The sequence below is a fragment of the Salipiger bermudensis HTCC2601 genome (genome assembly GCF_000153725.1).
Taxonomy (GTDB): Bacteria; Pseudomonadota; Alphaproteobacteria; order Rhodobacterales; family Rhodobacteraceae; genus Salipiger; species Salipiger bermudensis.
Genome location: NZ_DS022276.1, coordinates 17,501 through 38,502, shown reverse-complemented (window position 1 = coordinate 38,502; position 21,002 = coordinate 17,501). Strand labels below are relative to the sequence as shown.

At 68.3% G+C, this 21,002-nt stretch carries 14 protein-coding genes; 11 read left to right on the top strand and 3 right to left on the bottom strand.

Going from position 1 to position 21,002, the window contains the following annotated elements:
- Positions 1 to 7,713, bottom strand: a complete 7,713-nt coding sequence (locus tag R2601_RS25440) for an MBG domain-containing protein (RefSeq protein ID WP_007791736.1) — start codon at positions 7,711 to 7,713, stop codon at positions 1 to 3.
- Positions 7,664 to 9,397, bottom strand: coding sequence for a ShlB/FhaC/HecB family hemolysin secretion/activation protein (locus tag R2601_RS00140; RefSeq protein WP_007791732.1), 1,734 nt, complete (start codon positions 9,395 to 9,397; stop codon positions 7,664 to 7,666). Before R2601_RS00140 ends, R2601_RS25440 begins: the two co-directional genes overlap by 50 nt.
- A 243-nt stretch (positions 9,398 to 9,640) precedes the next feature.
- On the opposite strand from R2601_RS00140, the gene R2601_RS00135 reads away from it, so the two are divergent.
- Entirely contained in the window at positions 9,641 to 10,945 is a 1,305-nt protein-coding gene (locus R2601_RS00135) for a replication-associated recombination protein A (RefSeq protein ID WP_007791729.1), read from the top strand.
- Positions 10,942 to 11,646, top strand: coding sequence for a heparan-alpha-glucosaminide N-acetyltransferase (locus R2601_RS00130; RefSeq protein WP_007791725.1), 705 nt, complete (start codon positions 10,942 to 10,944; stop codon positions 11,644 to 11,646). The genes R2601_RS00135 and R2601_RS00130 overlap by 4 nt, the downstream gene beginning before the upstream one ends.
- A gap of 19 nt (positions 11,647 to 11,665) precedes the next feature.
- Here the strand turns inward: R2601_RS00130 and R2601_RS26860 are convergent, their stop codons facing one another.
- The gene (locus R2601_RS26860) at positions 11,666 to 11,812 is read right to left on the bottom strand and encodes a hypothetical protein (protein WP_007791722.1); all 147 of its coding nucleotides are present in this window, start codon (positions 11,810 to 11,812) and stop codon (positions 11,666 to 11,668) included.
- Positions 11,813 to 11,978: 166 nt separating this feature from the next.
- Here R2601_RS26860 and R2601_RS00125 point away from each other — a divergent pair, with 166 nt between their 5' ends.
- The 9 genes from R2601_RS00125 (at position 11,979) to R2601_RS00085 (ending at position 20,410) form a co-directional block, all read left to right on the top strand.
- Positions 11,979 to 12,860 (top strand): LysR family transcriptional regulator, encoded by an 882-nt coding sequence (locus R2601_RS00125; RefSeq protein ID WP_007791720.1) that lies wholly within the window; start codon positions 11,979 to 11,981, stop codon positions 12,858 to 12,860.
- 88 nt (positions 12,861 to 12,948) lie between these two features.
- Positions 12,949 to 13,764, top strand: a complete 816-nt coding sequence (locus R2601_RS00120; protein ID WP_007791718.1) for a putative hydro-lyase — start codon at positions 12,949 to 12,951, stop codon at positions 13,762 to 13,764.
- A gap of 49 nt (positions 13,765 to 13,813) precedes the next feature.
- Positions 13,814 to 14,857: a TRAP transporter substrate-binding protein gene (locus tag R2601_RS00115; protein WP_007791715.1), complete on the top strand. Its 1,044-nt coding sequence runs from the start codon at positions 13,814 to 13,816 to the stop codon at positions 14,855 to 14,857.
- Between the two features lie 11 nt (positions 14,858 to 14,868).
- Positions 14,869 to 15,420 (top strand): TRAP transporter small permease subunit, encoded by a 552-nt coding sequence (locus tag R2601_RS00110; RefSeq protein WP_007791713.1) that lies wholly within the window; start codon positions 14,869 to 14,871, stop codon positions 15,418 to 15,420.
- Positions 15,417 to 16,700, top strand: a complete 1,284-nt coding sequence (locus R2601_RS00105; RefSeq protein WP_007791710.1) for a TRAP transporter large permease — start codon at positions 15,417 to 15,419, stop codon at positions 16,698 to 16,700. Before R2601_RS00110 ends, R2601_RS00105 begins: the two co-directional genes overlap by 4 nt.
- A 14-nt stretch (positions 16,701 to 16,714) precedes the next feature.
- Positions 16,715 to 17,389, top strand: coding sequence for a DUF2848 domain-containing protein (locus R2601_RS00100; protein ID WP_007791707.1), 675 nt, complete (start codon positions 16,715 to 16,717; stop codon positions 17,387 to 17,389).
- On the top strand, positions 17,386 to 18,648 hold the full coding sequence (locus R2601_RS00095) for an amidase (RefSeq protein WP_007791705.1): 1,263 nt from the start codon (positions 17,386 to 17,388) through the stop codon (positions 18,646 to 18,648). The genes R2601_RS00100 and R2601_RS00095 overlap by 4 nt, the downstream gene beginning before the upstream one ends.
- Positions 18,649 to 18,653: 5 nt before the next feature.
- Positions 18,654 to 19,397, top strand: a complete 744-nt coding sequence (locus R2601_RS00090; RefSeq protein ID WP_040544153.1) for a 5-oxoprolinase subunit B family protein — start codon at positions 18,654 to 18,656, stop codon at positions 19,395 to 19,397.
- Complete coding sequence (locus R2601_RS00085; protein WP_007791699.1) at positions 19,394 to 20,410, top strand: 5-oxoprolinase subunit C family protein; 1,017 nt, start codon at positions 19,394 to 19,396, stop codon at positions 20,408 to 20,410. The genes R2601_RS00090 and R2601_RS00085 overlap by 4 nt, the downstream gene beginning before the upstream one ends.
- Positions 20,411 to 21,002: the final 592 nt, after the last annotated feature.

Sequence of the window (21,002 nt, the reverse complement as noted above, 5' to 3'; positions counted from 1 at the left end):
TCAGAGCCCCACCGCCCGCGACAACTCGATGCCGACGCTTTCGACGGCGGTCGAGATGCGGGTGATCGTTTCGGTCTGCACGCTGGCAAGCTCGGGATCGTCGGCCCGGACAAAGGCGATGGCCTTGCGGATCTCGTTCGCCGCGGTGTCGATTTCGGCTCGCGACTCGTTGATCGCGTCGCGGCGGATGGCCTCGCGCTCGGCTTCGGTGGTGGCCTCGGCCAGTCGGCTCTCGGCACGGGCGCGGGCGCCGTCGATGCCGCGCCGCGCGTCCTGCACGATGCGCGCCACGTCCTGCATCCCCGGCGGCAGGTCGCTGGCGATCTCGTCGAGCTCGTTGGCAAAGTCGTTCAACGCGTCCGACAGGCAGGCGAGGTAGCGGCTCACGTCGGCACTGCTCTGGGCGCAGGCATCGGCGGCGACCTCGAGGGTCGTGGCGATCGGTTCGACCGCCGCGAGCGTGCGTCGGGCGTCATCCACGCTGGTCGAGGGGCCCGGCACCGCGAGCGTGGTGCCGTCGGGCTCGGTCGAGAGCGCGAGCTGGATCGTGTCGGTCGGGTTCGGCTGATCGAAAGCCACTGGCAGGGTGGGCAGCGGCACGATCTCCTCGGTCCCGGCCTCGACCGTCATCGTGCCGTCGACAAGGGTGATGTCATAGTTCGACAGACCGGTGCCTTCCGGGCTGGAGATTGCGATCAGGTAGGGCCCGTCCTCGGCGCTGGCCTCCGCGTCCGCGCCGTCGCTCGACAGGCTGGCGCTGTCGACACTGTCCTCGAACAGCAGCCCGGAGGTGGTGAACTCGGTCCCGGCGAAAGTGAAGGCCTCGCCATAGGTCTTCACCTGGTCGTCCGCGGTGACGGTGAGCGCCGCCGGATCGACGGTCATCGCGCCATCGACATAGGCGATGGTGTAGTTCGTCAGGCCGGATCCGGACGCGTTGCTTGCGGTGATCGCGTAGGGCGATCCGTCGACGCCGGCGGTGTCCGCCGCGCCGAGGCTGGCGAGCTCGACGCTGTCGACACTGTCCTCGAACAGCAGCCCGGAGGTGGTGACCTCGGTGCCGGCGAAGGTGAAGGCCTCGCCATAGGTCTTGACCTGGTCGTCGGCGGTGATGGTGAGCGCCGCCGGGTCCACCGTCATCGCGCCATCGACATAGGCGATGGTGTAGTTCGTCAGCCCGGATCCGGACGCATTGCCCGCGGTGATGGCGTAGGGCGATCCGTCGACGGTGGCGGTGTCCGCCGCGCCGAGGCTGGCGAGATCGACGCTGTCGACGCTGTCGCTGAACAGCAGCCCGGAGGTGGTGACCTCGGTCCCGGCGAAGGTGAAGGCCTCGCCATAGGTCTTGACCTGGTCGTCCGCGGTGATGGTGAGCGCCGCCGGGTCCACCGTCATCGCGCCATCGACATAGGCGATGGTGTAGTTCGTCAGGCCCGAGCCGGACGCGTTGCTTGCGGTGATGGCGTAGGGCGATCCGTCGACGGTGGCGGTGTCCGCTGCGCCGAGGCTGGCGAGATCGACGCTGTCGACGCTGTCGCTGAACAGCAGCCCGGAGGTGGTGACCTCGGTGCCGGCGAAGGTGAAGGCCTCGCCATAGGTCTTGGCCTGGTCGTCCGCGGTGATGGTGAGCGCCGCCGGATCGACGGTCATCGCGCCGTCGACATAGGCGATGGTGTAGTTCGTCAGGCCCGAGCCGGACGCGTTGCTTGCAGTGATCGCGTAGGGCGATCCGTCGACGGTGGCGGTGTCCGCCGCGCCGAGGCTGGCGAGATCGACGCTGTCGACACTGTCCTCGAAGAGAAGCCCGGAGGTGGTGACCTCGGTCCCGGCGAAGGTGAAGGCCTCGCCATAGGTCTTCACCTGGTCGTCCGCGGTGACGGTGAGCTCCGCCGGATCGACGGTCATGGCGCCGTCGACATAGGCGATGGTGTAGTTCGTCAGGCCCGAGCCGGACGCGTTGCTTGCAGTGATGGCGTAGGGCGATCCGTCGACGGTGGCGGTGTCCGCCGCGCCGAGGCTGGCGAGATCGACGCTGTCGACACTGTCCTCGAACAGCAGCCCGGAGGTCGTGACCTCGGTCCCGGCGAAGGTGAAACTCTCGCCATAGGTCTTCACCTGGTCGTCCGCGGTGATGGTGAGCGCCGCCGGGTCCACCGTCATCGCACCATCGACATAGGCGATGGTGTAGTTCGTCAGGCCCGAGCCGGACGCGTTGCTTGCGGTGATCGCGTAGGGCGATCCGTCGACGGTGGCGGTGTCCGCCGCGCCGAGGCTGGCGAGATCGACGCTGTCGACGCTGTCGCTGAACAGCAGCCCGGAGGTGGTGACCTCGGTCCCGGCGAAGGTGAAGGCCTCGCCATAGGTCTTCACCTGGTCGTCCGCGGTGATGGTGAGCGCCGCTGGGTCCACCGTCATCGCGCCGTCGACATAGGCGATGGTGTAGTTCGTCAGGCCGGATCCGGACGCGTTGCTTGCGGTGATCGCATAGGGCGATCCATCGACGGTGGCGGTGTCCGCCGCGCCGAGGCTCGCGAGATCGACGCTGTCGACACTGTCGCTGAACAGCAGCCCGGAGGTGGTGACCTCGGTCCCGGCGAAGGTGAAACTCTCGCCATAGGTCTTCACCTGGTCGTCGGCGGTGATGGTGAGCGCCGCCGGATCGACGGTCATCGCGCCGTCGACATAGGCGATGGTGTAGTTCGTCAGGCCCGAGCCGGACGCGTTGCTTGCGGTGATGGCGTAGGGTGATCCGTCGACGGTGGCGGTGTCCGCCGCGCCGAGGCTGGCGAGATCGACGCTCTCGACGCTGTCGCTGAACAGCAGCCCGGAGGTGGTGACCTCGGTGCCGGCGAAGGTGAAGGCCTCGCCATAGGTCTTGACCTGGTCGTCCGCGGTGATGGTGAGCGCCGCCGGGTCCACCGTCATCGCGCCATCGACATAGGCGATGGTGTAGTTCGTCAGGCCCGAGCCAGACGCGTTGCTTGCGGTGATGGCGTAGGGCGATCCGTCGACGGTGGCGGTGTCCGCCGCGCCGAGGCTGGCGAGATCGACGCTGTCGACGCTGTCGCTGAACAGCAGCCCGGAGGTGGTGACCTCGGTCCCGGCGAAGGTGAAACTCTCGCCATAGGTCTTCACCTGGTCGTCCGCGGTGATGGTGAGCGCCGCCGGATCCACCGTCATCGCGCCATCGACATAGGCGATGGTGTAGTTCGTCAGGCCCGAGCCCGAGGCGTTGCTTGCAGTGATGGCGTAGGGTGATCCGTCGACGGTGGCGGTGTCCGCCGCGCCGAGGCTGGCGAGATCGACGCTCTCGACGCTGTCGCTGAACAGCAGCCCGGAGGTGGTGACCTCGGTGCCGGCGAAGGTGAAGGCCTCGCCGTAGGTCTTCACCTGGTCGTCCGCGGTGATGGTGAGCGCCGCCGGATCCACCGTCATCGCGCCATCGACATAGGCGATGGTGTAGTTCGTCAGGCCGGATCCGGACGCGTTGCTTGCGGTGATGGCGTAGGGTGATCCGTCGACGGTGGCGGTGTCCGCCGCGCCGAGGCTGGCGAGATCGACGCTGTCGACACTGTCCTCGAACAGCAGCCCGGAGGTGGTGACCTCGGTCCCGGCGAAGGTGAAGGCCTCGCCATAGGTCTTGACCTGGTCGTCGGCGGTGATGGTGAGCGCCGCCGGATCCACCGTCATCGCGCCATCGACATAGGCGATGGTGTAGTTCGTCAGGCCCGAGCCCGAGGCGTTGCTTGCAGTGATGGCGTAGGGTGATCCGTCGACGGTGGCGGTGTCCGCCGCGCCGAGGCTGGCGAGATCGACGCTCTCGACGCTGTCGCTGAACAGCAGCCCGGAGGTGGTGACCTCGGTGCCGGCGAAGGTGAAGGCCTCGCCGTAGGTCTTCACCTGGTCGTCCGCGGTGATGGTGAGCGGGGCGGGCGTGATCGTGTAGGTGCCGGGCAGATCGACCACGCGGTAGCTCTCGCCCAGCGTACTGGTGAGGGACGTGGTCGTGAGAGTGAAGGTGCCGGTCCCGACGTCGTCCGACGGGAAGACGAGGTCGGCGAAGAGCGGCGCGCTGTCGAGCGTGTCGCCCGACGGCGGGAAGACGTAGACCGAGGGGCCACCGGCGACGCTGCCGGTGGTGCTTGCGGTCGGGGTCTCGCCATATTGCAGGGTGACCGGGTCGGGGCGTGCGAAGACCACCTGGTCGATGCTGTAGATCGCCGGGTGGAAGCCGGTGTCGCCGGGGGCCCAGACGGTGTCGAAATCCCAGCCCGCCGCACCAGCCAGCGCGAAGAAGCCGGCGGTGTCCCGGAAGGCCGCCGTGGCAAGGCCGGTGCCGCCGTCGCTTGTGCCCTGGCCGGTGGTCTCGGTGTCCCAGTAGGCAGCGGTGATCGGCGTGGCGACGATATCGGGATCGAAGGAGAAGTTCTCTCCGATCAGACCGCCGGACAGGATCGTCCCGACGGGGGGCGGGGTGACGAGCCCCGAGGCGTAGACGCGCGACAGGCTGCCCCCGAAGGTGCGCCCGACGAAGCCGCCGATGATGCCGGTGCCGGCAGAGTTGTTGAAGGTGATGCTCACCGGCCCCTGCGCGTAGCTGTCCGAGATCAGCCCGGCTTCGTTGCCGCCGGTGTGCCCGCCTGCAAAGAGCTGCTGGACGGCGTGGTACTCCTCGACCGCGACGGTTCCCGTCGCACCGGTCTCGGACAGGCTGCCTGCATTGACGCCGGCAAAGCCGCCGCCGAGCCCCCGAACGGTGAGAGCGAGATCGGCCACGTCGGAGGCGAGGTCCTCGGTCAGCAGCACGCCTACATCGCTGTCGGCGCGGGCATCGCTGATGCTGCCCTCGTTGCGCCCTGCAAACCCGCCCACGGCGACGTCGCCCACGAAGGTGTCGCCGTAACCGCCCTGAACGTATACGGAATTCTCGGATCGCGACGTGGTGATGGTGCCCGGAAGGCCCTCGCCGGTCAGGTTGTAGCCGACGAAGCCGCCGGCGTTCAGCTCGGTATCGCCGGGGGTGATCGAGATCAGGCTGCCGGTGGTTTCGAACTCTTCGGGGTCGAAGTCGCCGACGAAGGCGGAGACGTCGCCGGTCGCTTCCGAGCCGGAGATCGTGCCGGCGTTGGCCGCCGCGAAGCCGCCGATCTGGGACCCGACCTCGTCGGTGACGGTGGTCACAGAGAGCGTGTTGCTGGCCGAGGAGCTGCTGTCCGAGATCGTGCCGATGTTGATCCCGGCAAAGCCGCCGACAAGCCCGACGGTGTCGGCGCTGGCCGAGACCGAGCCGCCCGAGCTGGAGCCGGAGATGGCGCCGCTGTTCGATCCCACCAGCCCGCCGGCAAATATCCGCAGTCCGGAGCCTATGCCATCGACCGTGCCGGTGAAGGACGAGTCGGTGATGGTGCCGGTATTGATCGCGGCGAGGCCGCCGACATCGCCCCCGGCGGTGCCTTCTCCGAAATCCTGGGCAAAGCCGGTCACGTCTCCGGTCACGTCGACATCCGAGACGGTGCCTGCATTGCTGGCGATGAGCCCGCCGGTGTTGTCGCCGGTGATGTCGACATTGGTCAGTGCCAGATCCGAGATCGACGCGGTCGCTTCCGTGGAGAAGAACAGGCCGGCGTCGGAGAACCGGTTGATGGAGAGCCCGTCGATGGTGAAGCCGTTGCCCTCGAGCGAGGCCGAGAAGCCGACCTCGGAATTGCCGATCGGGTTGAACCCCAGCGCGCCCTCGCCGAAGGCGCCCCAACCGCTGGTCGATGTGGCGTCGATGTCATTGCCGAGGGCGAAATGGCTGTCGAGCAGGTCGAAGGAATCCATGCCTTGCAGACCGTAGGCATCGGTCAGGATGTAGGGCGCGGCGACGGTGCCGCTGCCCCCCGCGACACGCAGGAAGCTGGCGCCGGAGCCAAGCTGGAAGTCGGTGACTGCGAAGGCTGACAGCGCCGGTCCCGCCTGCCGCCACGTGCCCGAGCTCATGTTGAAATCGCGCACCACGATGCTGCCGCCCGAACCGGTCTCGATGACGCTGCCGCTGGCGTTGACGGTATCGGCGGCGATGCTGAGGTTCGACACGTCGATGGCGCTGGTGGCGGCGAGCGTGACGGTGCCGGTGGCGTTCAGCACGAAGGCCGCGGCGGGATCGGCGTTGCCGTTGATGGCGCCGAGAATGTCGATGTTGCGGTCGGCGACAAGCTCGAAGGTGGTGCCGGTGGTCCAGTCGATATCGGCGCGAATGGTGATGTCGCCCGGATCGCTGCCACAGCACAGTTCGCTGGTGTCGAGCGTGAGGTTGCCGAGCGACAGGGCGGTCTCGACATCTGCCTCCGAGATCGTGCCGGGCACGAGAATGTCGTCAGGATCAAGCAGAAGCGTGCCGAAGTCGCCCGCGGGCGCGCGCAGATCGGTGAGGCCGGAATAGGACAGCGCGCGGGCGCTCGAGACTTCCACGAAGCCGCCATTGCCGCCATGCGCGCCGCCACGGGCGCTGATGCGTCCCGAAAACTCGGTCGCGAGGTCCGACCAGATCACCGTGCGCCCACCATCGCCCTGGCCGAGCGCGTCGACGCGGATCTCGGTGCTGGCATCGACGGTGACGGTGTCGGCACGGGCGAGCATGCCCGCGCCGGCGAAATCGCCTCCGATGCGGATCAGCCCGCCGCCGCCATCGCCGCTGGCGTCGATCTCGGCCCCGGCGAGCGCGATCTGCGCGCCGGTGATGTCGATGCGTCCGCCGGTGGGGCGCTGCTGCGGGCGCAGCGAGCTGGCGACCGCCTCGGCGCTGATCCGCGGCGCGCGGGTGGTGACACGGCCGGTCACCCGGACCGTGCCGCCTCCGCCGCCGCCCAGCACCACGGCGCCGTTGCGCACCGAGACCGAGCGCGCCTCGGCCACGCCCGAGAGGTTGATGGCGTTGCGCGCGGCGTTGCGCGCGGTGGCGGCCTTCATCTCGATGAGCCCGCCATCCGCCGAGACCCGGCCCGAGTTGGTGATCAGTGCGTCGGGATTGCCGTCATCCTCGGAGGGCAGGGCGACCTGCAGGAAACCGTCGCCCGAGACGTCGAGCGTCACCAGCTCGCCCGCGGCAAGGCCGATCTTGCCGAGTGGCACCACCACGGTGCCGGCATTGTCGACCCGTCCGCCGATCAGCGCCGCATAGCCGCCGCGGCCCACGGTGATCGCGCCCCTGTTGGTGACCTTTGCCGAGCGACCGTTGCCGCCATAGCGCAGGCGGCCCTGCATGAAATCGCCATCCATCACGTCGAGCGTCGAGGCCACGAAGCCACCGCCGGTCTCGACCCGGCCACTCTTGCCGATGAAGATGCCGTTGGGATTGACCAGATGCACCTGCCCGTTGGCGGTGAGACGGCCATGGATGCGGCTGTCGGCGCTGCCGGTGACGCGGTTGAGGATGGCGCTCGACGACGAGGGCTGGCGGATGTCCACCGAGGCGCCGGCACCGATGGAGAAGCTGTTCCAGTTCACCACCGCCCGGTCCGAGCCTTGGGTGATGGTCATCGACTGGGCGCCGGGCGTGGCGATGCTGACATCGCCGGCCGCCACGCTGGCGCCGGTCGGCAGCTGATCGGCGGCCGCAATTGCCGGCGCGATCAGGATCAGCGTGCTGCAGAGCAGCCGCGCCTTCAGGCGGGTCTTGTTCTCAGAAGCGGAAGTTCCCCGACAGGCTGAAGCGTGTGTCGTCCGGGCCATGATCCCGTTCTCCCTTGCCAAATTCTAGTCTCAAAGAGCTTGCTCGAAATCGTGATGCCGGTTGCGAGAACAGGTCGAGCCCGAGACCATAGGCGCGGGCTTGCTCGAAGGAGTCTTCGAGCGCGGTCGGGTTCTCGATCCGTACCGCTCCGATGCCCGCGAAAATATACGGGCTCACGACGAGCGGGGTGTTCTGGAACTGGACATTGGTCGGACGCGACAGCTCGGTGCGGACGACCCAGCCGCTGTCGCCGCGCAGGCCGCCGGCATCGAAGGTCGACAGCTCTCCGGCCCCGGCGATGCTGAATTGTTCGGAGGTCAGCAGGGGCTCCCCGAACGAGGTCTGGAAGCGCCCGATCAGGCTGAGCGAAACATCCTCGCCAAGCGCCCGACGATGCGTGACCGAGCCGCTGAGCTTGGTGAAGGTGGCATCGGCATCGGCCCGCGACAGCGGCGTGTCGCCGCTGGCGTCGCTCTCGGTGCGGGCCCCGAGCGTGTCGAGTCCCTGCGACAGCAGCAGCGCGGCCTCGGAGAAGGCGCCGTCCTCGTGGGTGTAGGTCACGTTGACCCCGGCGCGCAGCACGGTCAGCCGGTCTTCGTAGATCTCGATGCCGCCGTCGATCAGTTCCTGCCGGTCGATCGCATGGTCGAGCATCATCTGCGTGGTGAGGTTGAGCTGGCGCGAGCGGATCCACGGATAGATCAGGCGCAGCGAGTGGCGGTCGAAATCCGAGCGGGTGGGGATGTCGTCAGTATCGGGCGTGGTGTCGGCGCTGGTGTACTCGTAGTTGAGCGCGAGCCCCGAGCTGCCCAGCGGCACCACCACGCCGGCGGCGAGGATGCGATAGGTCGGATCGGCCGAAAACATTTGGTCCGGCGTCGCCGAAACCCGGCCATAGATCGTCTCGCCGAACTTGAGCGGGCTGTTGAACTCGACACCGGCGTTGAGGGTGAACCCGCCCAGATCGTCGGGGGCGAAATTGTCGAAGCCCGTGAAACCGGTGACCTTCTGGAATTCAGGGTCGAGCGCGATCACCGTGCCGCCGGGCTGCTGGCCGGTGGTCAGCGCCGATCCGAGCGCCACGCCCGCCACGTCACCCGAGAGCAGGAGCTGCCGCTCGAGCTCGGTCAGGGTCACGCCGGGGCGGTCGACGAGCGGCGCGGTCAGCGCCTCGATGCGCGGACGTACCTCGGGCGGCACCTGCGATGTGTCCACCGCCTCGACGAAGCCGTTGATCACGCCGACCGAAAGCACGCCGCCATCGCGCAGGCTTTGCTGCGGCAGCACCACGCGGGCCAGCACATAGCCCGCCTGCGCATAGGCAGCCTCGAGATCGGCGGTGGCCTCGAAGATCTCCGACACGGGGATGCGCCCGCCGGTCAGGCGGCGTTCGAGCGCGGCATTGGCCTCGGCCATCTGCGGCAGGCCGCCATCGAGCGACACGCCCGAGAGGGTGATGCCGATCTGCTCGGCCCCGGGAGGCGCCTGCGTGCCGGTGGCACCGGAGAACACTACCGAGCCTTGCAGATTCTGCAGCTGTGGCTGGAAGCTTTCGGGAGTGACCTGACTGGCGGTCTGGGCAGGGGCTGCGGCGGGCAGGCAAAGCGCACCCGCAGTCAGCACCGACAGGGTGGTTCGCACGGTCGGCGTGCGCGTCGACGTCACCTGGTCTCCTCCGGACATGGCGGCGCTGCTCCTCCAAAATGGACAAATCAATGGATTAACCTTACCCAAGGTCAGCGGAATGTCTAAACATTCTTGGTCGGTAGGCGAAGATTGGTGCAATCCTCGGCTGATCGCCGTGGCGCGCGGCGTTGGCGTCGCAGGGCTGCGTTGGCGTCAAGCCTTCTCCTTGCCGCCCGCCTTGCGTATGTCTGGCCCTGGGCCGGTGCTGCCGACCCGCCGACCGCAAGGACCGAGGATTCGATGACCGACCTGTTCGATGCCGCCCCCCGCGAGGGACATGTGCCGCTCGCCGCCGCGCTGCGGCCCGAAACCCTCGACGATGTCATCGGCCAGCCGGCGATCACCGCCGAGGGTTCGATCCTGCGACGCCGGATCAAGGCAGGCGCGTTGGGCAGCCTGATCCTCTACGGCCCACCGGGCATCGGCAAGACCACCATCGCCCGCGCCGTGGGCACGATGCTGGGCAAGGAGTTCCGCCCGTTGCACGCCACCCGCGACGGGGTGAAGGAGTTGCGCAAGATCGCCGACGAGGCACGCATCCGCCCGCTGCTGATCTTCGTCGACGAGGTGCACCGCTTCTCGGCCACGCAGGCCGATGACCTGCTGTCGATCTGCGAGGAGGGCACGGCGGATTTCGTCGGCGCCACCACTGGCAACCCCTATCACGCGCTGCCGCCGGCGCTGGTGTCGCGCTCGACGATTCTCAAGCTCGAGCCGATGAGTCTCGAGGATATGGAGCAGGTGGTGCGGCGCGGCATCGATCACCTGCACAGCACCGGTCTGGATGTCGAGATGACGCCCGAGCAGGTGCGGCTGGTGGCAGGGCGGTCTGGCGGTGATGCGCGCCGGGCGCTGACCACGCTCGAGAGCCTCGCCGTGGGCCACCCGGGCGGGCGCATCGAGATCACCGAGGCGATGCTGGAAGAGGCCTACGCCTCGGCGGCGATCAACCATGACCGTTCGGGGGATCAGCATTACGACGTGGTCTCTGCCTTCGTGAAATCCATGCGCGGCTCGGACCCGGACGCGACGCTCTACTGGTTGGCGCGGATGATCCACGCCGGAGAGGACCCGCGCTATATCGCGCGGCGCATCATGATCCACGCCTCCGAGGATGTCGGGCTGGCCGACAACACCGCGCTGCAGACCGCGGTCGCCGCCGCCACGGCGGTCGAGAAGATCGGCTACCCGGAGGCCCGTATCATCCTTGCCCACGCGGCGCTGCACGTGGCGCGCGCGCCCAAGTCGAACTCAGCCTGCCGGGGCATCGGCGCGGCGCTTGCGGCGGTCGAGCAGGGGGCGCCGGCACTGGTGCCGAAGCACCTGCGCGATGCGCATTATGCCGGGGCGGCCAAGCTCGGGCACGTGGGCTACCAATTCCCGCATGACGATCCGCGCGGCTGGGTCGAGCAGGAGTACGTTCCAGGGCTGAAACCCGGCAGCCTCTATCAGAGCGACGCCCGCGGCGGCGCCACCTTCGAGGCCCGCGCCGACCAGTTCTGGGAGACCGTGACGGGCAGGAAGGTGCCGGGGACGTTCTCGTGAGCCGCGCCGCGGGCCGGGTCGGCTGGATCGATCTGGCGCGGGTGGCGGCGCTGGCGGGCATGGTTGTCTTCCACTTCGCCCGAGATCTCGAGATCTTCGGCCTCGTGCCGCATGGCCTGACGATGAGCGGCGGCTGGGCGCTGTTCGCCCGGCTTGTGGCGGGCAGTTTTGTGTTCCTGTCGGGGATGAGCCTGGTGCTGGCCCATGGCGCGGGCCTGCGCTGGGGCGCGTGGCGGCGACGCTTCCTGATGATCGTCGGGGCGGCGGGTCTCGTGAGCCTTGCGACCTACGCCGCCTTCCCGCAGCGCTTCGTCTATTTCGGCATCCTGCACAGCATCGCCGCCGCGAGCCTGATCGGCCTCGCGGTCCTGCGCCTGCCCGCATGGGGGATGGCGCTGACAGGCGCCGCTGTCGCGGCGCTGCACCTGACGATCGGGCGGGCGCTCTTCGACAGTGTGTGGCTGGCATGGACCGGGCTGAGCAGCACCGTTCGGCCGTCGCTGGATTTCCTGCCGCTGGTGCCGTGGCTCGCGCCGTTCCTTTTTGGCATGGCGCTGGCCCGCGCGGTGGATCTCCGCGCGCTGCCCGCGCTGCACCTGCCGGCGGTGCTCACATGGATCAGCCGGCATAGCCTGTCGGTCTATCTCGTGCACCAGCCGGTGCTGCTCGGGGTGATCTGGCTCGCAACGCGCCTCGGCTGAGCCGGGCAGGGCGTCAGCCTCAGATCACGCAGTCGCGCGCCTCGAGCTCCTGCACTGGATCGTCGGGCGCGCAGGGTTCGCCGGACAGCGGATAGCTGTCGTGACCTTCGCAGGCGCCGAGGGCGAAAAGGGCGGCAAGCGCCAGTATCATGGCAAGGGGTTTCATGGCTTCGTCTCCTCCACTTGGGCGGCTCCGAGCCTCGCGCGCCACAGCTTCGGGGTCGCTGTGCCAATTCTACGCCTGTGCGAGCGCCAATGCGATGGTTTTCTTCGCCTCTTGTCTGCCCGGAGCGCTTGACAGACCCGGGCGCGCGGGGCCTTAGCTGCCAGCCATGTTCGGCTTCAAGGATATCGAGATCATCCGATCCGTGGTGCGCCACGGCGGGTTTCGCGCGGCGGCGGATGCCACCGGGCTGGCGCAGTCGGCGATCTCGCGCCGCATTCGCCATCTCGAGGATCGCATGGGCATCACCATCTTCGAGCGCGCCGGGCGCGGCGTGCGGCTGAGCGCCACCGGGCGCCGGCTCTGCGACGAGGCCGAGATGCTGATCGCGCAGCGCGACCGCATCCTCGAGGAGCTGACGCAGGGGGTGATGGCCGGCGTGGTGCGCCTTGGCGTGGCCGAGACCATGACCCACACGCTGCTGCCGCGCATGTTGACCACCCTGCGCGCCCGTCACCCGATGCTGCGGTTCGAAATCTCGGTCGATACCTCGGAACAAATGGGTCAGGCGCTGCGCGACGATGCGCTCGACGTGGTGATCATGCTGCGCGACCAGGCGCCGCGCGGCATCGCGCTGACACCGCTGCCGCCGGTGCGCATGGGCTGGTTCGTCTCGCCAGAGCATTTCACCCTGCCGAGCCCCGCGGGGATCGACGACCTTGCGGCGCTGCCCATCGTCTCCTTCCCGAAGACGACGATCCCGCACCGGCAGGTGCTCGAGGTGATGACCGCGGGCCGGCGCAAGCCGGCGACCGTGCACGGTTCCGCCTCGCTCGCGACGATGGTGAACCTCGTGCAGCAGGGATTCGGCATCGGGACGATTCCGCATGACATCGTCGAGGCCTGGCCGCAGACCATGCTGCAGGAGATCGATGTGCTGCCCGAGGCGAACCTGCCGCGGCTCGAGTTCGTGATCTGCCATGATCCTGAAAGAAATGAAGAAATCGGTCGCGAGGTGACGCGGGCGGCGGTCGAGGCCGGGTGCGACTGATCTGCTGAGAAGATCAGTTGTGATTGAAATCGAACTATTGATCTAATCGGTCAGTCTGCGGAATGCTCTGGGGAACTGGAGAATTGCCATGACCGATCAAATCCGTGCCATCTCGTCTCCCAAGGAATTGCGTGCCCGCATCCGCGAGGGCCGTTTCACCGGGCCCACCGCCGGGCATGGCGGCGAGGCGCTGCAGGCAAACCTCGTGATGCTGCGGGGAGAGGACGCGCAGGAATTCCTGCGCTTCTGTCAGGCGAACCCGCGCCCCTGTCCGCTGCTGGCGGTGGGAGAGCCGGGCGATCCGTCGCTGCCGAGCCTGGGCGATATCGACCTGCGCCACGACGTGCCGCGCTACCGGGTGTGGCGCGATGGCGAACTGGTGGGCGAGCCCACCGACATCGCAGACCTCTGGACCGACGACATGGTGTCCTTCGCGCTGGGCTGCTCGTTCAGCTTCGAGGATGCGCTGACCCGGGCGGGCATTCCGGTCCGCCATCAGGACGCCGGACGCAACGTGCCGATGTATCGCACCAACCTCGCGACCCGGCCCGCCGGCCGGTTCTCTGGGCCGCTGGTCGTCAGCCTGCGGGCAATGCCCGCCGCCGACGCCATCGAGGCGATCTCGATCTGCGAGCGTTTCCCGCTGGCGCATGGCGCGCCGGTCCATATCGGTGATCCGGCCCAGATCGGCATTGAGGACATTCACACGCCCGACTACGGCGATGCGCCCGATATCCGGCCCGGCGATATCCCCGTGTTCTGGGCCTGCGGGGTGACGCCTCAGGCGGCGATCACCACCGCGAAACCCGCCCTCGCGATCACCCACGCGCCGGGTCACATGCTGGTCACCGACATCCCGTCGAGCCATGCAGAACGCCGCCTCACCGGGGTTCACCCGGCCTGAGGCACTTCACGGTCAGACGAAAAAGACCAACACCAACAGGAGACTCCCCATGAAAAAGACCATGATGACCGCAATGACCGCCGCGCTGCTGGCCGGTCCTGCGCTCGCACAGGAAGAGCTTGCCGTTGTCGGCAGCTGGTCCAGCCTGCCGCTCTACAAGCAGTTCACCACCCCGTTCTGGACCGAGGAACTCTCGGAGATGACCGGCGGCGCCTTCACCGCGCAGCTGACCAGCTTCGATCAGATGGGCATCGCGGGCGCAGACGTCTACCGCATGCTGGGCGACGGCGTCTTCCATGTCGGCCAGACCGTGGCCGACTACACCGTGGGCGACGCGCCCGAGCTCGAGGGGCTCGACGTGCCGCTCGTCGCCACCACCGCCGACGAGGCGCAGGCGATGGTCGAGGCGGCCCGCCCGATGGTCGACGACATCATGCGTGACCGTTTCAACTCGGAAGTGCTGGGCATCGCGCCGTACCCGCCGCAGATCGTGTTCTGCAAGGGCGAGATCGGCTCCCTTGCGGATCTCGAGGGCAAGAAGGTGCGCGGCTCGGGGCGCATGACCACCAAGTTGCTCGAGGCGCTGGGCGCCGAGGGCATCAACATCGCCTTTTCGGAAGTGCCGGGCTCGCTGCAGCGCGGGGTGATCGACTGCGCCGTGACCGGTGCCGGCTCGGGCTACTCCGCCGGCTGGTGGGAAGTCTCCGACCACCTGCTGACGCTGCCGCTGGGTGGCTGGGATCCGGTCGTCATCGCTATGAACGGCGATGCCTTTGACGGCCTGTCGGCCGAAGACCAGGAGAGCCTGAAGGCCGCTGTGACCGAAGGTCTGGCGGACAAGGCCTGGGCCGCGGCGCAGGGCGGTCTCGAGAACGACATCGCGTGCCTGACCGGACAGGGCGAATGCAGCTCGGGCGAGTCGGCCTCCATGACTCTGGTCGAGGCCTCCGAGGAAGACATGGCCACCGCGCGTGAAGCGCTCGAGACCGAAGTGCTGCCCGAATGGGCCGAGCGCGCCGGTGCCGAGTGGGCAACCCGCTGGAACGACACCGTCGGCGCCACCGTCGGCGTGACCGTTCCGGTTTCGGAATAAGGGGCGCCAGCGTGAGCCGCATCGAAACACTGGAAGGCGCGCTGCGGCGCGCCAACCGCCTCGTGGCGCTGGTTCTCGGCGTGGCGCTGGTGGGCACCGTCCTGTTCGTCCTGATCGACGTGATCGGGCGCAAGACCGGCTGGGGCTCGCTTGGCGGCTCCGACGAGATCTCGGGCTACGTCATGGCCGCGGTGGCAAGCTGGGGCCTGTCCTGCGCGCTGCTCGACCGCGCCCATGTGCGCATCGACCTGATCCGGCAGAAGCTCAATGACACCGGGCAGGGGCTGATGGACATCTTCGCGATGATCGTCACCAACGGCGTGGTGCTGCTGATCGCCTACCAGTGCTGGCCGGTGCTGCAGAAGACCATCGAGCGCGGCTCGCGGGCCAACACCCCGCTCGAGACGCCGCTCTGGATCCCGCAGGGCATCTGGTTCGCGGGCTGGGCGTGGTTTGCCCTGAGCGCCACAGCGCTGAGCCTCATCGGCATCGCCTATTTCGCGCGCGGCAAGCGGGCACAACTGGCCAATACCATCGGCCTCGGCTCGGAGCTTGACCAATGATCTGGACGGTTGCCGCCTCTCTTCTCGGGCTCATGGCCCTGTCGATCCCGGTGGGGATCGTGCTCTTCATCCTCGGCATCGGGGTGGGCGAGTTCTATTCCGCCTTCCCGCTGCTGCGTGGGCTGGGGCAGGTCGTGTGGTCGTCGTCCTCCTCCTCGACGCTGATCGCCGTGCCGCTCTTCGTGCTGCTGGGCGAGATCCTCGTCCGCGGCGGCGTTGCCGCGCGCACCTATGCCGCGCTCGACAAATGGCTGAGCTGGCTGCCCGGCGGGCTGATCCATGCCAACATCGCCACCGCGACGATGTTCTCGGCCACGTCGGGCTCGTCGGTCGCGACCGCCGCCACCGTGGCCACCGTCGCCATGCCGCAAGCGGAAAAGCTGAAATACGATCCCAAGCTGTTCTCGGGCGCCATCGCCGCCGGCGGCACGCTGGGCATCCTGATCCCGCCCTCGATCAACCTGATCGTCTACGGCTTTCTCACCGAGACCTCGATCCCGCAGCTGTTCTCGGCCGGTCTCGTGCCCGGCATCCTGATGGCGCTGGCCTTCGTCGTCGTCACCGCTCTGATCTGCAAGGCACGCCCCGCCCTGGGCGGCCCCTCGCGCAGCTTTATCTGGGGCGAGCGTCTGCGCAGCCTCGTGCAATTGGTGCCGATCATCATCCTTTTCGTGGTGGTCATCGGTTCGATCTACGCCGGCTGGGCGACACCCACCGAATCCGCCGCCATCGGCGTGGTGATCGCAGCGCTGATCGCCATCACGCTCGGCAACGGGCTGGGGCTTGCCACGATCGCCGAGGCGCTGCACGGCACGATCCGGATCTCGGCGATGATCATGCTGGTGATTGCCGGCGCCTATTTCCTCAACTTCGCCATGACCTCGGCGGGGCTGGGTCGGGCGCTGACCGAGCTGCTCGAGAACACCGGCTTGTCGCCGCTGGGCACGCTGCTGCTGGTGGTGCTGCTCTACCTCATCCTCGGCTTCTTCATCGAGACGCTGTCGCTCATGGTCGCCACGATCCCGATCATCGTGCCGATCATCGCGGGGCTGGGCTATGACAAGGTCTGGTTCGGCGTGCTGATGATCGTGCTGATCGAGATGGCGCTGATCACCCCGCCGGTGGGCCTCAACCTCTTCGTGGTGCAAAGCGCCCGCGCCAAGGGCTCGATGAACGAGGTGATCCTCGGGGTCATTCCCTTCGTGCTTGTCATGCTTTGCATGGTCGCGCTGTTGATCGCGGTGCCGGGCCTCGCGCTCTGGCTGCCCTCCATCCTCTGACAGGAGTTCACAAGATGACCCTTTCGTTCCGCGTCAACGGCGCGCCGCTGACGCTTGACCTGACGCACCTGATCGTCGCTGGCTGGACCGGGCGTGACGCCGACGCCATCGCCCACCACATCGCCGAGCTGGCAGAGCTGGGCGTGCCCGCCCCCTCGGACACGCCTCTTTACTACAGGGTGTCGGCACCGCTGTTGACCGACGCGCCGCTGATCGAGGCGGTGGGCGAGGCGTCCTCGGGCGAGGTCGAGCCGCTGATCGTCGAGGCCGAGGGCAAGCGCTACCTCGGCCTTGCCTCGGATCACACCGACCGCGCGCTCGAGGCGCATTCGGTGGCGATGTCCAAGCAGGTCTGCGCCAAGCCCTGTGCGCTGGAGCTCTGGGAGTGGGATGAGGTCGCCGAGCGTCTGGAAGAGATCGAGCTGGAAAGCTGGATCGAAGAGGGTGGCGACTGGGTGCCGTACCAATCCGGCACCATCGCCTCGATCCGCCCGCTGACCGAACTGATCGCGGGAAGCCGCCTGTCCGAGCTCGCAAAGGACGGCCCCGTGGCCATGCTCTGCGGCACCTTCGGCGCCAAGGGCGGCGTGCGCCCGGCGGCGAAGTTCCGGATGCAGATGCGCGACCCCAAGACCGGCCGCAGCATCACCCATGAATACGAGACCCGCACCCTGCCGGAGGTCGCATGAGCACGGAATTCCTGAGCAAGGTCGACGAGGCCATCGCCCGCGCGCAGGCGCTGCCTCAGGCCGAGCGCCGTGCCATCTTCACAGCGTTTTCGCCCGAGCGCATCCGTGCCGAGGCGCAGGCGCTGCAGGCCCGCAAGGACGCGGGCGAGGATCTTCCGCTCTTCGGCACGCTGGTCTCCGTCAAGGATCTCTATGACGAGGTGGGCGAGGTCACGGGCGCGGGCTCGCGCCTGCTGGCCGAACGCGAACCAGCCACGCACGACTGCGCCTCGGTGGCCAAGCTGAAGCAGGCCGGTGCGCTGATGTTCGGGCGCAGCTCGATGTCGGAATTCGCCTATTCCGGCGTTGGCCTCAATCCGCACCACGGCACACCCTCCTCGGCTATGGTGCAGGGCGGCATGCCCGGCGGCTCGAGCTCGGGCGCGGCGGTCTGCGTCGGGCTGGGGCTCACGGATGCGGCCATCGGCACCGACACCGGCGGCTCGCTGCGCATCCCAGCCGCAGCCAACGGCATCTGGGGCTTCAAGCCGAGCCAGGGGCTGATCGACGATTCCAGCGTGCATCCGCTCGCCCCCACATATGATGTGCCAGGGCCCATGGCCGCGAGCCTGCCGCTGACCCGCGCGCTGGCCGAGGTCATGGCGGGGCAGGGGCTTTCGACCTCGGTGCCCGAGACCCTGCGCCTCGCGATCCCTGCCGGTGCCTTCACCGACGGCCTCTCCCCGGAGGTTGCGGCACTCTTCGAGGCCGAGAAGGCGCGGCTCATGGAGATGGGCCACGAGTTGGTGCCGGTCGACATGTCCGCCATCGGGGCCGCCGTCGGTCTCAACAAGATCATCGTCTCGGTCGAGGCGCACCGGATCTACGCCGATGATCTCGATCGGCTCGAAGAGGTCGGCGATCCGCGCGTGCTGTCGCGCATCCGCTTCGCCGAGACCCTCTCGGACGCCGAGATCGCCGAGGCCTATGACAAGCGCGCCGCCATCGTGGCGCAGTTCAACGCCGCGATGGAAGGACTGGACGCGCTGGTCGCACCGACACTCATGCGCCTGCCGCCGAGCATCGCCGAGGTCGAGGCCGAGTTCGACCGGCTCAACATGGAGATGCTGCGCAACACGTCTTTGGTGAACCTTGTCGATGGCTGTGCACTCGCGATGCCGACGCCGGGGCTCACGCCCGCGTTTTCCATGACCATGCTGGTCGGGGTGAAAGGCGCGGATGCCGCGCTCTTCGCCATCGCCGAGCGGCTTACCGCGTGAGCGTCATGACCGACACGCGCGCCCTTGACCCGGAGGTGCTGCCCGTCGGTCTCGACGGCTACCTCGTGCGCTTCGCGCTCACCCCGGAGCCCGCGGCGATGACCGCGGCCCGGCGCTTTGCCACCCGCATCGAAGAGGCCACGCCCGAAGGCGTTGTCGAGATTGCCGCCGCGCTGGTCTCGGTGCTGGTACGGTTCGAGCCCTCCGTGGATCGGGCCCTGCTGCAAACGCATCTCACCGGGATGGCAGAAGAGATCGTCTCCGGCCCGCTCGATCTGCCCGCGCCCACCCGCCGCTGGACCGTCCCCGTCGCCTTTGGCGGCGAGGAGGGTCCGCAACTGGCACAGGCCGCGAAGGCGGCGGGCCTGACCGTGACACAGGCGGTGGATGAGATCTGCGCCGCCGACCTGCGCGTGCTCACCATCGGCTTCGCGCCGGGCCAGCCCTATATCGGCCTGATGCCCGAGCACTGGAACCTCCCGCGCATGTCCGAGCTCAACCCGTCGGTTCCGGCGGGCGCGCTGGTGGTGGCGGTGCGCCAGTTCGTGCTCTTCGGCGCCGAGTCGGCCACAGGCTGGCAACAGGTCGGCCGCGCCGCCTTCCGCACCTTCGTGCCGGAGCGCGCCGAGCCGATGCCGCTGCGGGGCGGTGACGCCATCCGCTTTGCCCGCGCCACGGCCGATGAGATCGCGCGCCTTTCCGAGGACAACGACCGCATGGGCGGCGCCCAGCTGGAGGTGCTGCGATGACCGCGCTCACCGTCAAACGCGCCGACGGCATCCTTACCGTGCAGGACATGGGCCGCCCCGGCCATCTGGCGCAGGGGCTCTCCCGTGGCGGCGCCATGGACCGGCGCGCGCTGCTCGAGGCCGCCGCGCTGCTTGGCGCCCGCGCACCGCTTGCGGCGATCGAGATGGCTGGCGCCGGAGGGCAGTTCTCCGTCGATGCCCCGACCCGCATTGCCCTGACCGGTGCGCCGATGAGCGCGACGCTCGACGGTGAGGCGCTGCGCTGGAACGCCACGCATCTGCTGCAGCCCGGCCAGCTTCTGCAGATCCGCGGCGCGCGCTCGGGCGTCTACGGTTATCTCACCGCCGCCGGCGGGATCACCTCCGAGCCCTGGCTCGACAGCCGTGCCACCCATCTGAGCATTGGCATCGGCACCCCGCTCGCGGCCGGGGATGCGCTCCCCTGCGGTGATGATCCCGCGCCCGAGCGCCCGGCCCACGGGCTCGCCCCTGAAAGCCGCTTCGACGGCGGCACCATCCGGGTGGTCGACGGGCCGCACACGGCGCTCTTCGATGCTGACGTGCTCGAGGCTTTCTACGCCACCGCCTTTACCCGTGGCCCGCGCGGCAACCGGCAGGGCGTGCAACTCGCGGCCGAGGCGCGCTTCACGACCGATCACGCCAAGGGGCTGGCCTCGGACCTGATCGGCCCGGGCGATCTTCAGATGACCGGCGACGGGGTGCCCTACGTGCTGATGGCCGAGTGCCAGACCGTCGGCGGCTACCCCCGCATCGGCACAGTGCTCCCCGCCGATCTGCCGATCGTGGCGCAGGCGGCACCGGGGGCGATGCTGCGTCCGCGCCGGGTGTCGCTCGACGAGGCGCTGGCGGCGGCACGCCCGGAAGAAGCCGAGCTGCGCGACCTGGCCGGGCGCTGCGCACCGCTGGTGCGTGATCCGGCCACGATTCACGACCTCCTCTCCTACCAGCTGGTGAGCGGGGTCACCGCCGGTGACGATCTCGACCGGGGCTGAGCCACGGCGGCCCATGAGGAAAGAGCACCAGCAAGAAGGGGCGGGGCCGGCGGGCCCCCGCCCTTTTCACGAGTCGGACCGGGGCAGGGGGCGTTGCGACCGAGTCAGCGTGGCAGGGGGGGCGGTGAGTCTACCAAACATGTGCACATAAAGTTGGATTACAGGAGTGTTCTGTGCGCGCGGCGCCCGAAAGGGGAGGGAGAAGTCCGATGAAACCGCCCTCACAGAGGCAGGGATAGGGGCGCAGAGAAGAAAATCGAGAAAAATCGGATTTCTTCGCAGAAAGTGCTTGCGGGTCCCCGGCGCTATCCGTAAAAGCCCCTTCACCGGCGGCGCTGAGGCGCACGACGGGGCGCCAGACGGGGGCGGCGGCGAGGCGGAGACGCGGAGCTGACGCAGACGAGGCGGCAAGACATTCGAGAGGTATGACGGGCGGGCGCGCCGGAAGTTAGGGCGCGCTGGTCTGGTTTTGTCTCTCACGCTGTTTGACATCGCTAATATCTGAAGAGATATGTGGGCGACCTTGGTTCATTCGATGGATCAAACGTCTGTATATCGCGCTTCTAGGGTTTCGGCCCGATGATGAAGTGTC

Excerpts from the sequence above, each read along its gene's own strand:
- R2601_RS00100 (WP_007791707.1), top strand. The coding sequence starts at position 16,715 with ATGACCCTTTCGTTCCGCGTCAACGGCGCGCCGCTGACGCTTGACCTG.
- R2601_RS00120 (WP_007791718.1), top strand. The coding sequence starts at position 12,949 with ATGACCGATCAAATCCGTGCCATCTCGTCTCCCAAGGAATTGCGTGCC.
- R2601_RS00105 (WP_007791710.1), top strand. The coding sequence starts at position 15,417 with ATGATCTGGACGGTTGCCGCCTCTCTTCTCGGGCTCATGGCCCTGTCG.
- R2601_RS00135 (WP_007791729.1), top strand. The coding sequence starts at position 9,641 with ATGACCGACCTGTTCGATGCCGCCCCCCGCGAGGGACATGTGCCGCTC.
- R2601_RS00140 (WP_007791732.1), bottom strand. The coding sequence starts at position 9,397 with ATGTCCGGAGGAGACCAGGTGACGTCGACGCGCACGCCGACCGTGCGA.
- R2601_RS00125 (WP_007791720.1), top strand. The coding sequence starts at position 11,979 with ATGTTCGGCTTCAAGGATATCGAGATCATCCGATCCGTGGTGCGCCAC.
- R2601_RS00090 (WP_040544153.1), top strand. The coding sequence starts at position 18,654 with ATGACCGACACGCGCGCCCTTGACCCGGAGGTGCTGCCCGTCGGTCTC.
- R2601_RS00085 (WP_007791699.1), top strand. The coding sequence starts at position 19,394 with ATGACCGCGCTCACCGTCAAACGCGCCGACGGCATCCTTACCGTGCAG.
- R2601_RS26860 (WP_007791722.1), bottom strand. The coding sequence starts at position 11,812 with ATGAAACCCCTTGCCATGATACTGGCGCTTGCCGCCCTTTTCGCCCTC.
- R2601_RS25440 (WP_007791736.1), bottom strand. The coding sequence starts at position 7,713 with ATGGCCCGGACGACACACGCTTCAGCCTGTCGGGGAACTTCCGCTTCT.
- R2601_RS00095 (WP_007791705.1), top strand. The coding sequence starts at position 17,386 with ATGAGCACGGAATTCCTGAGCAAGGTCGACGAGGCCATCGCCCGCGCG.
- R2601_RS00115 (WP_007791715.1), top strand. The coding sequence starts at position 13,814 with ATGAAAAAGACCATGATGACCGCAATGACCGCCGCGCTGCTGGCCGGT.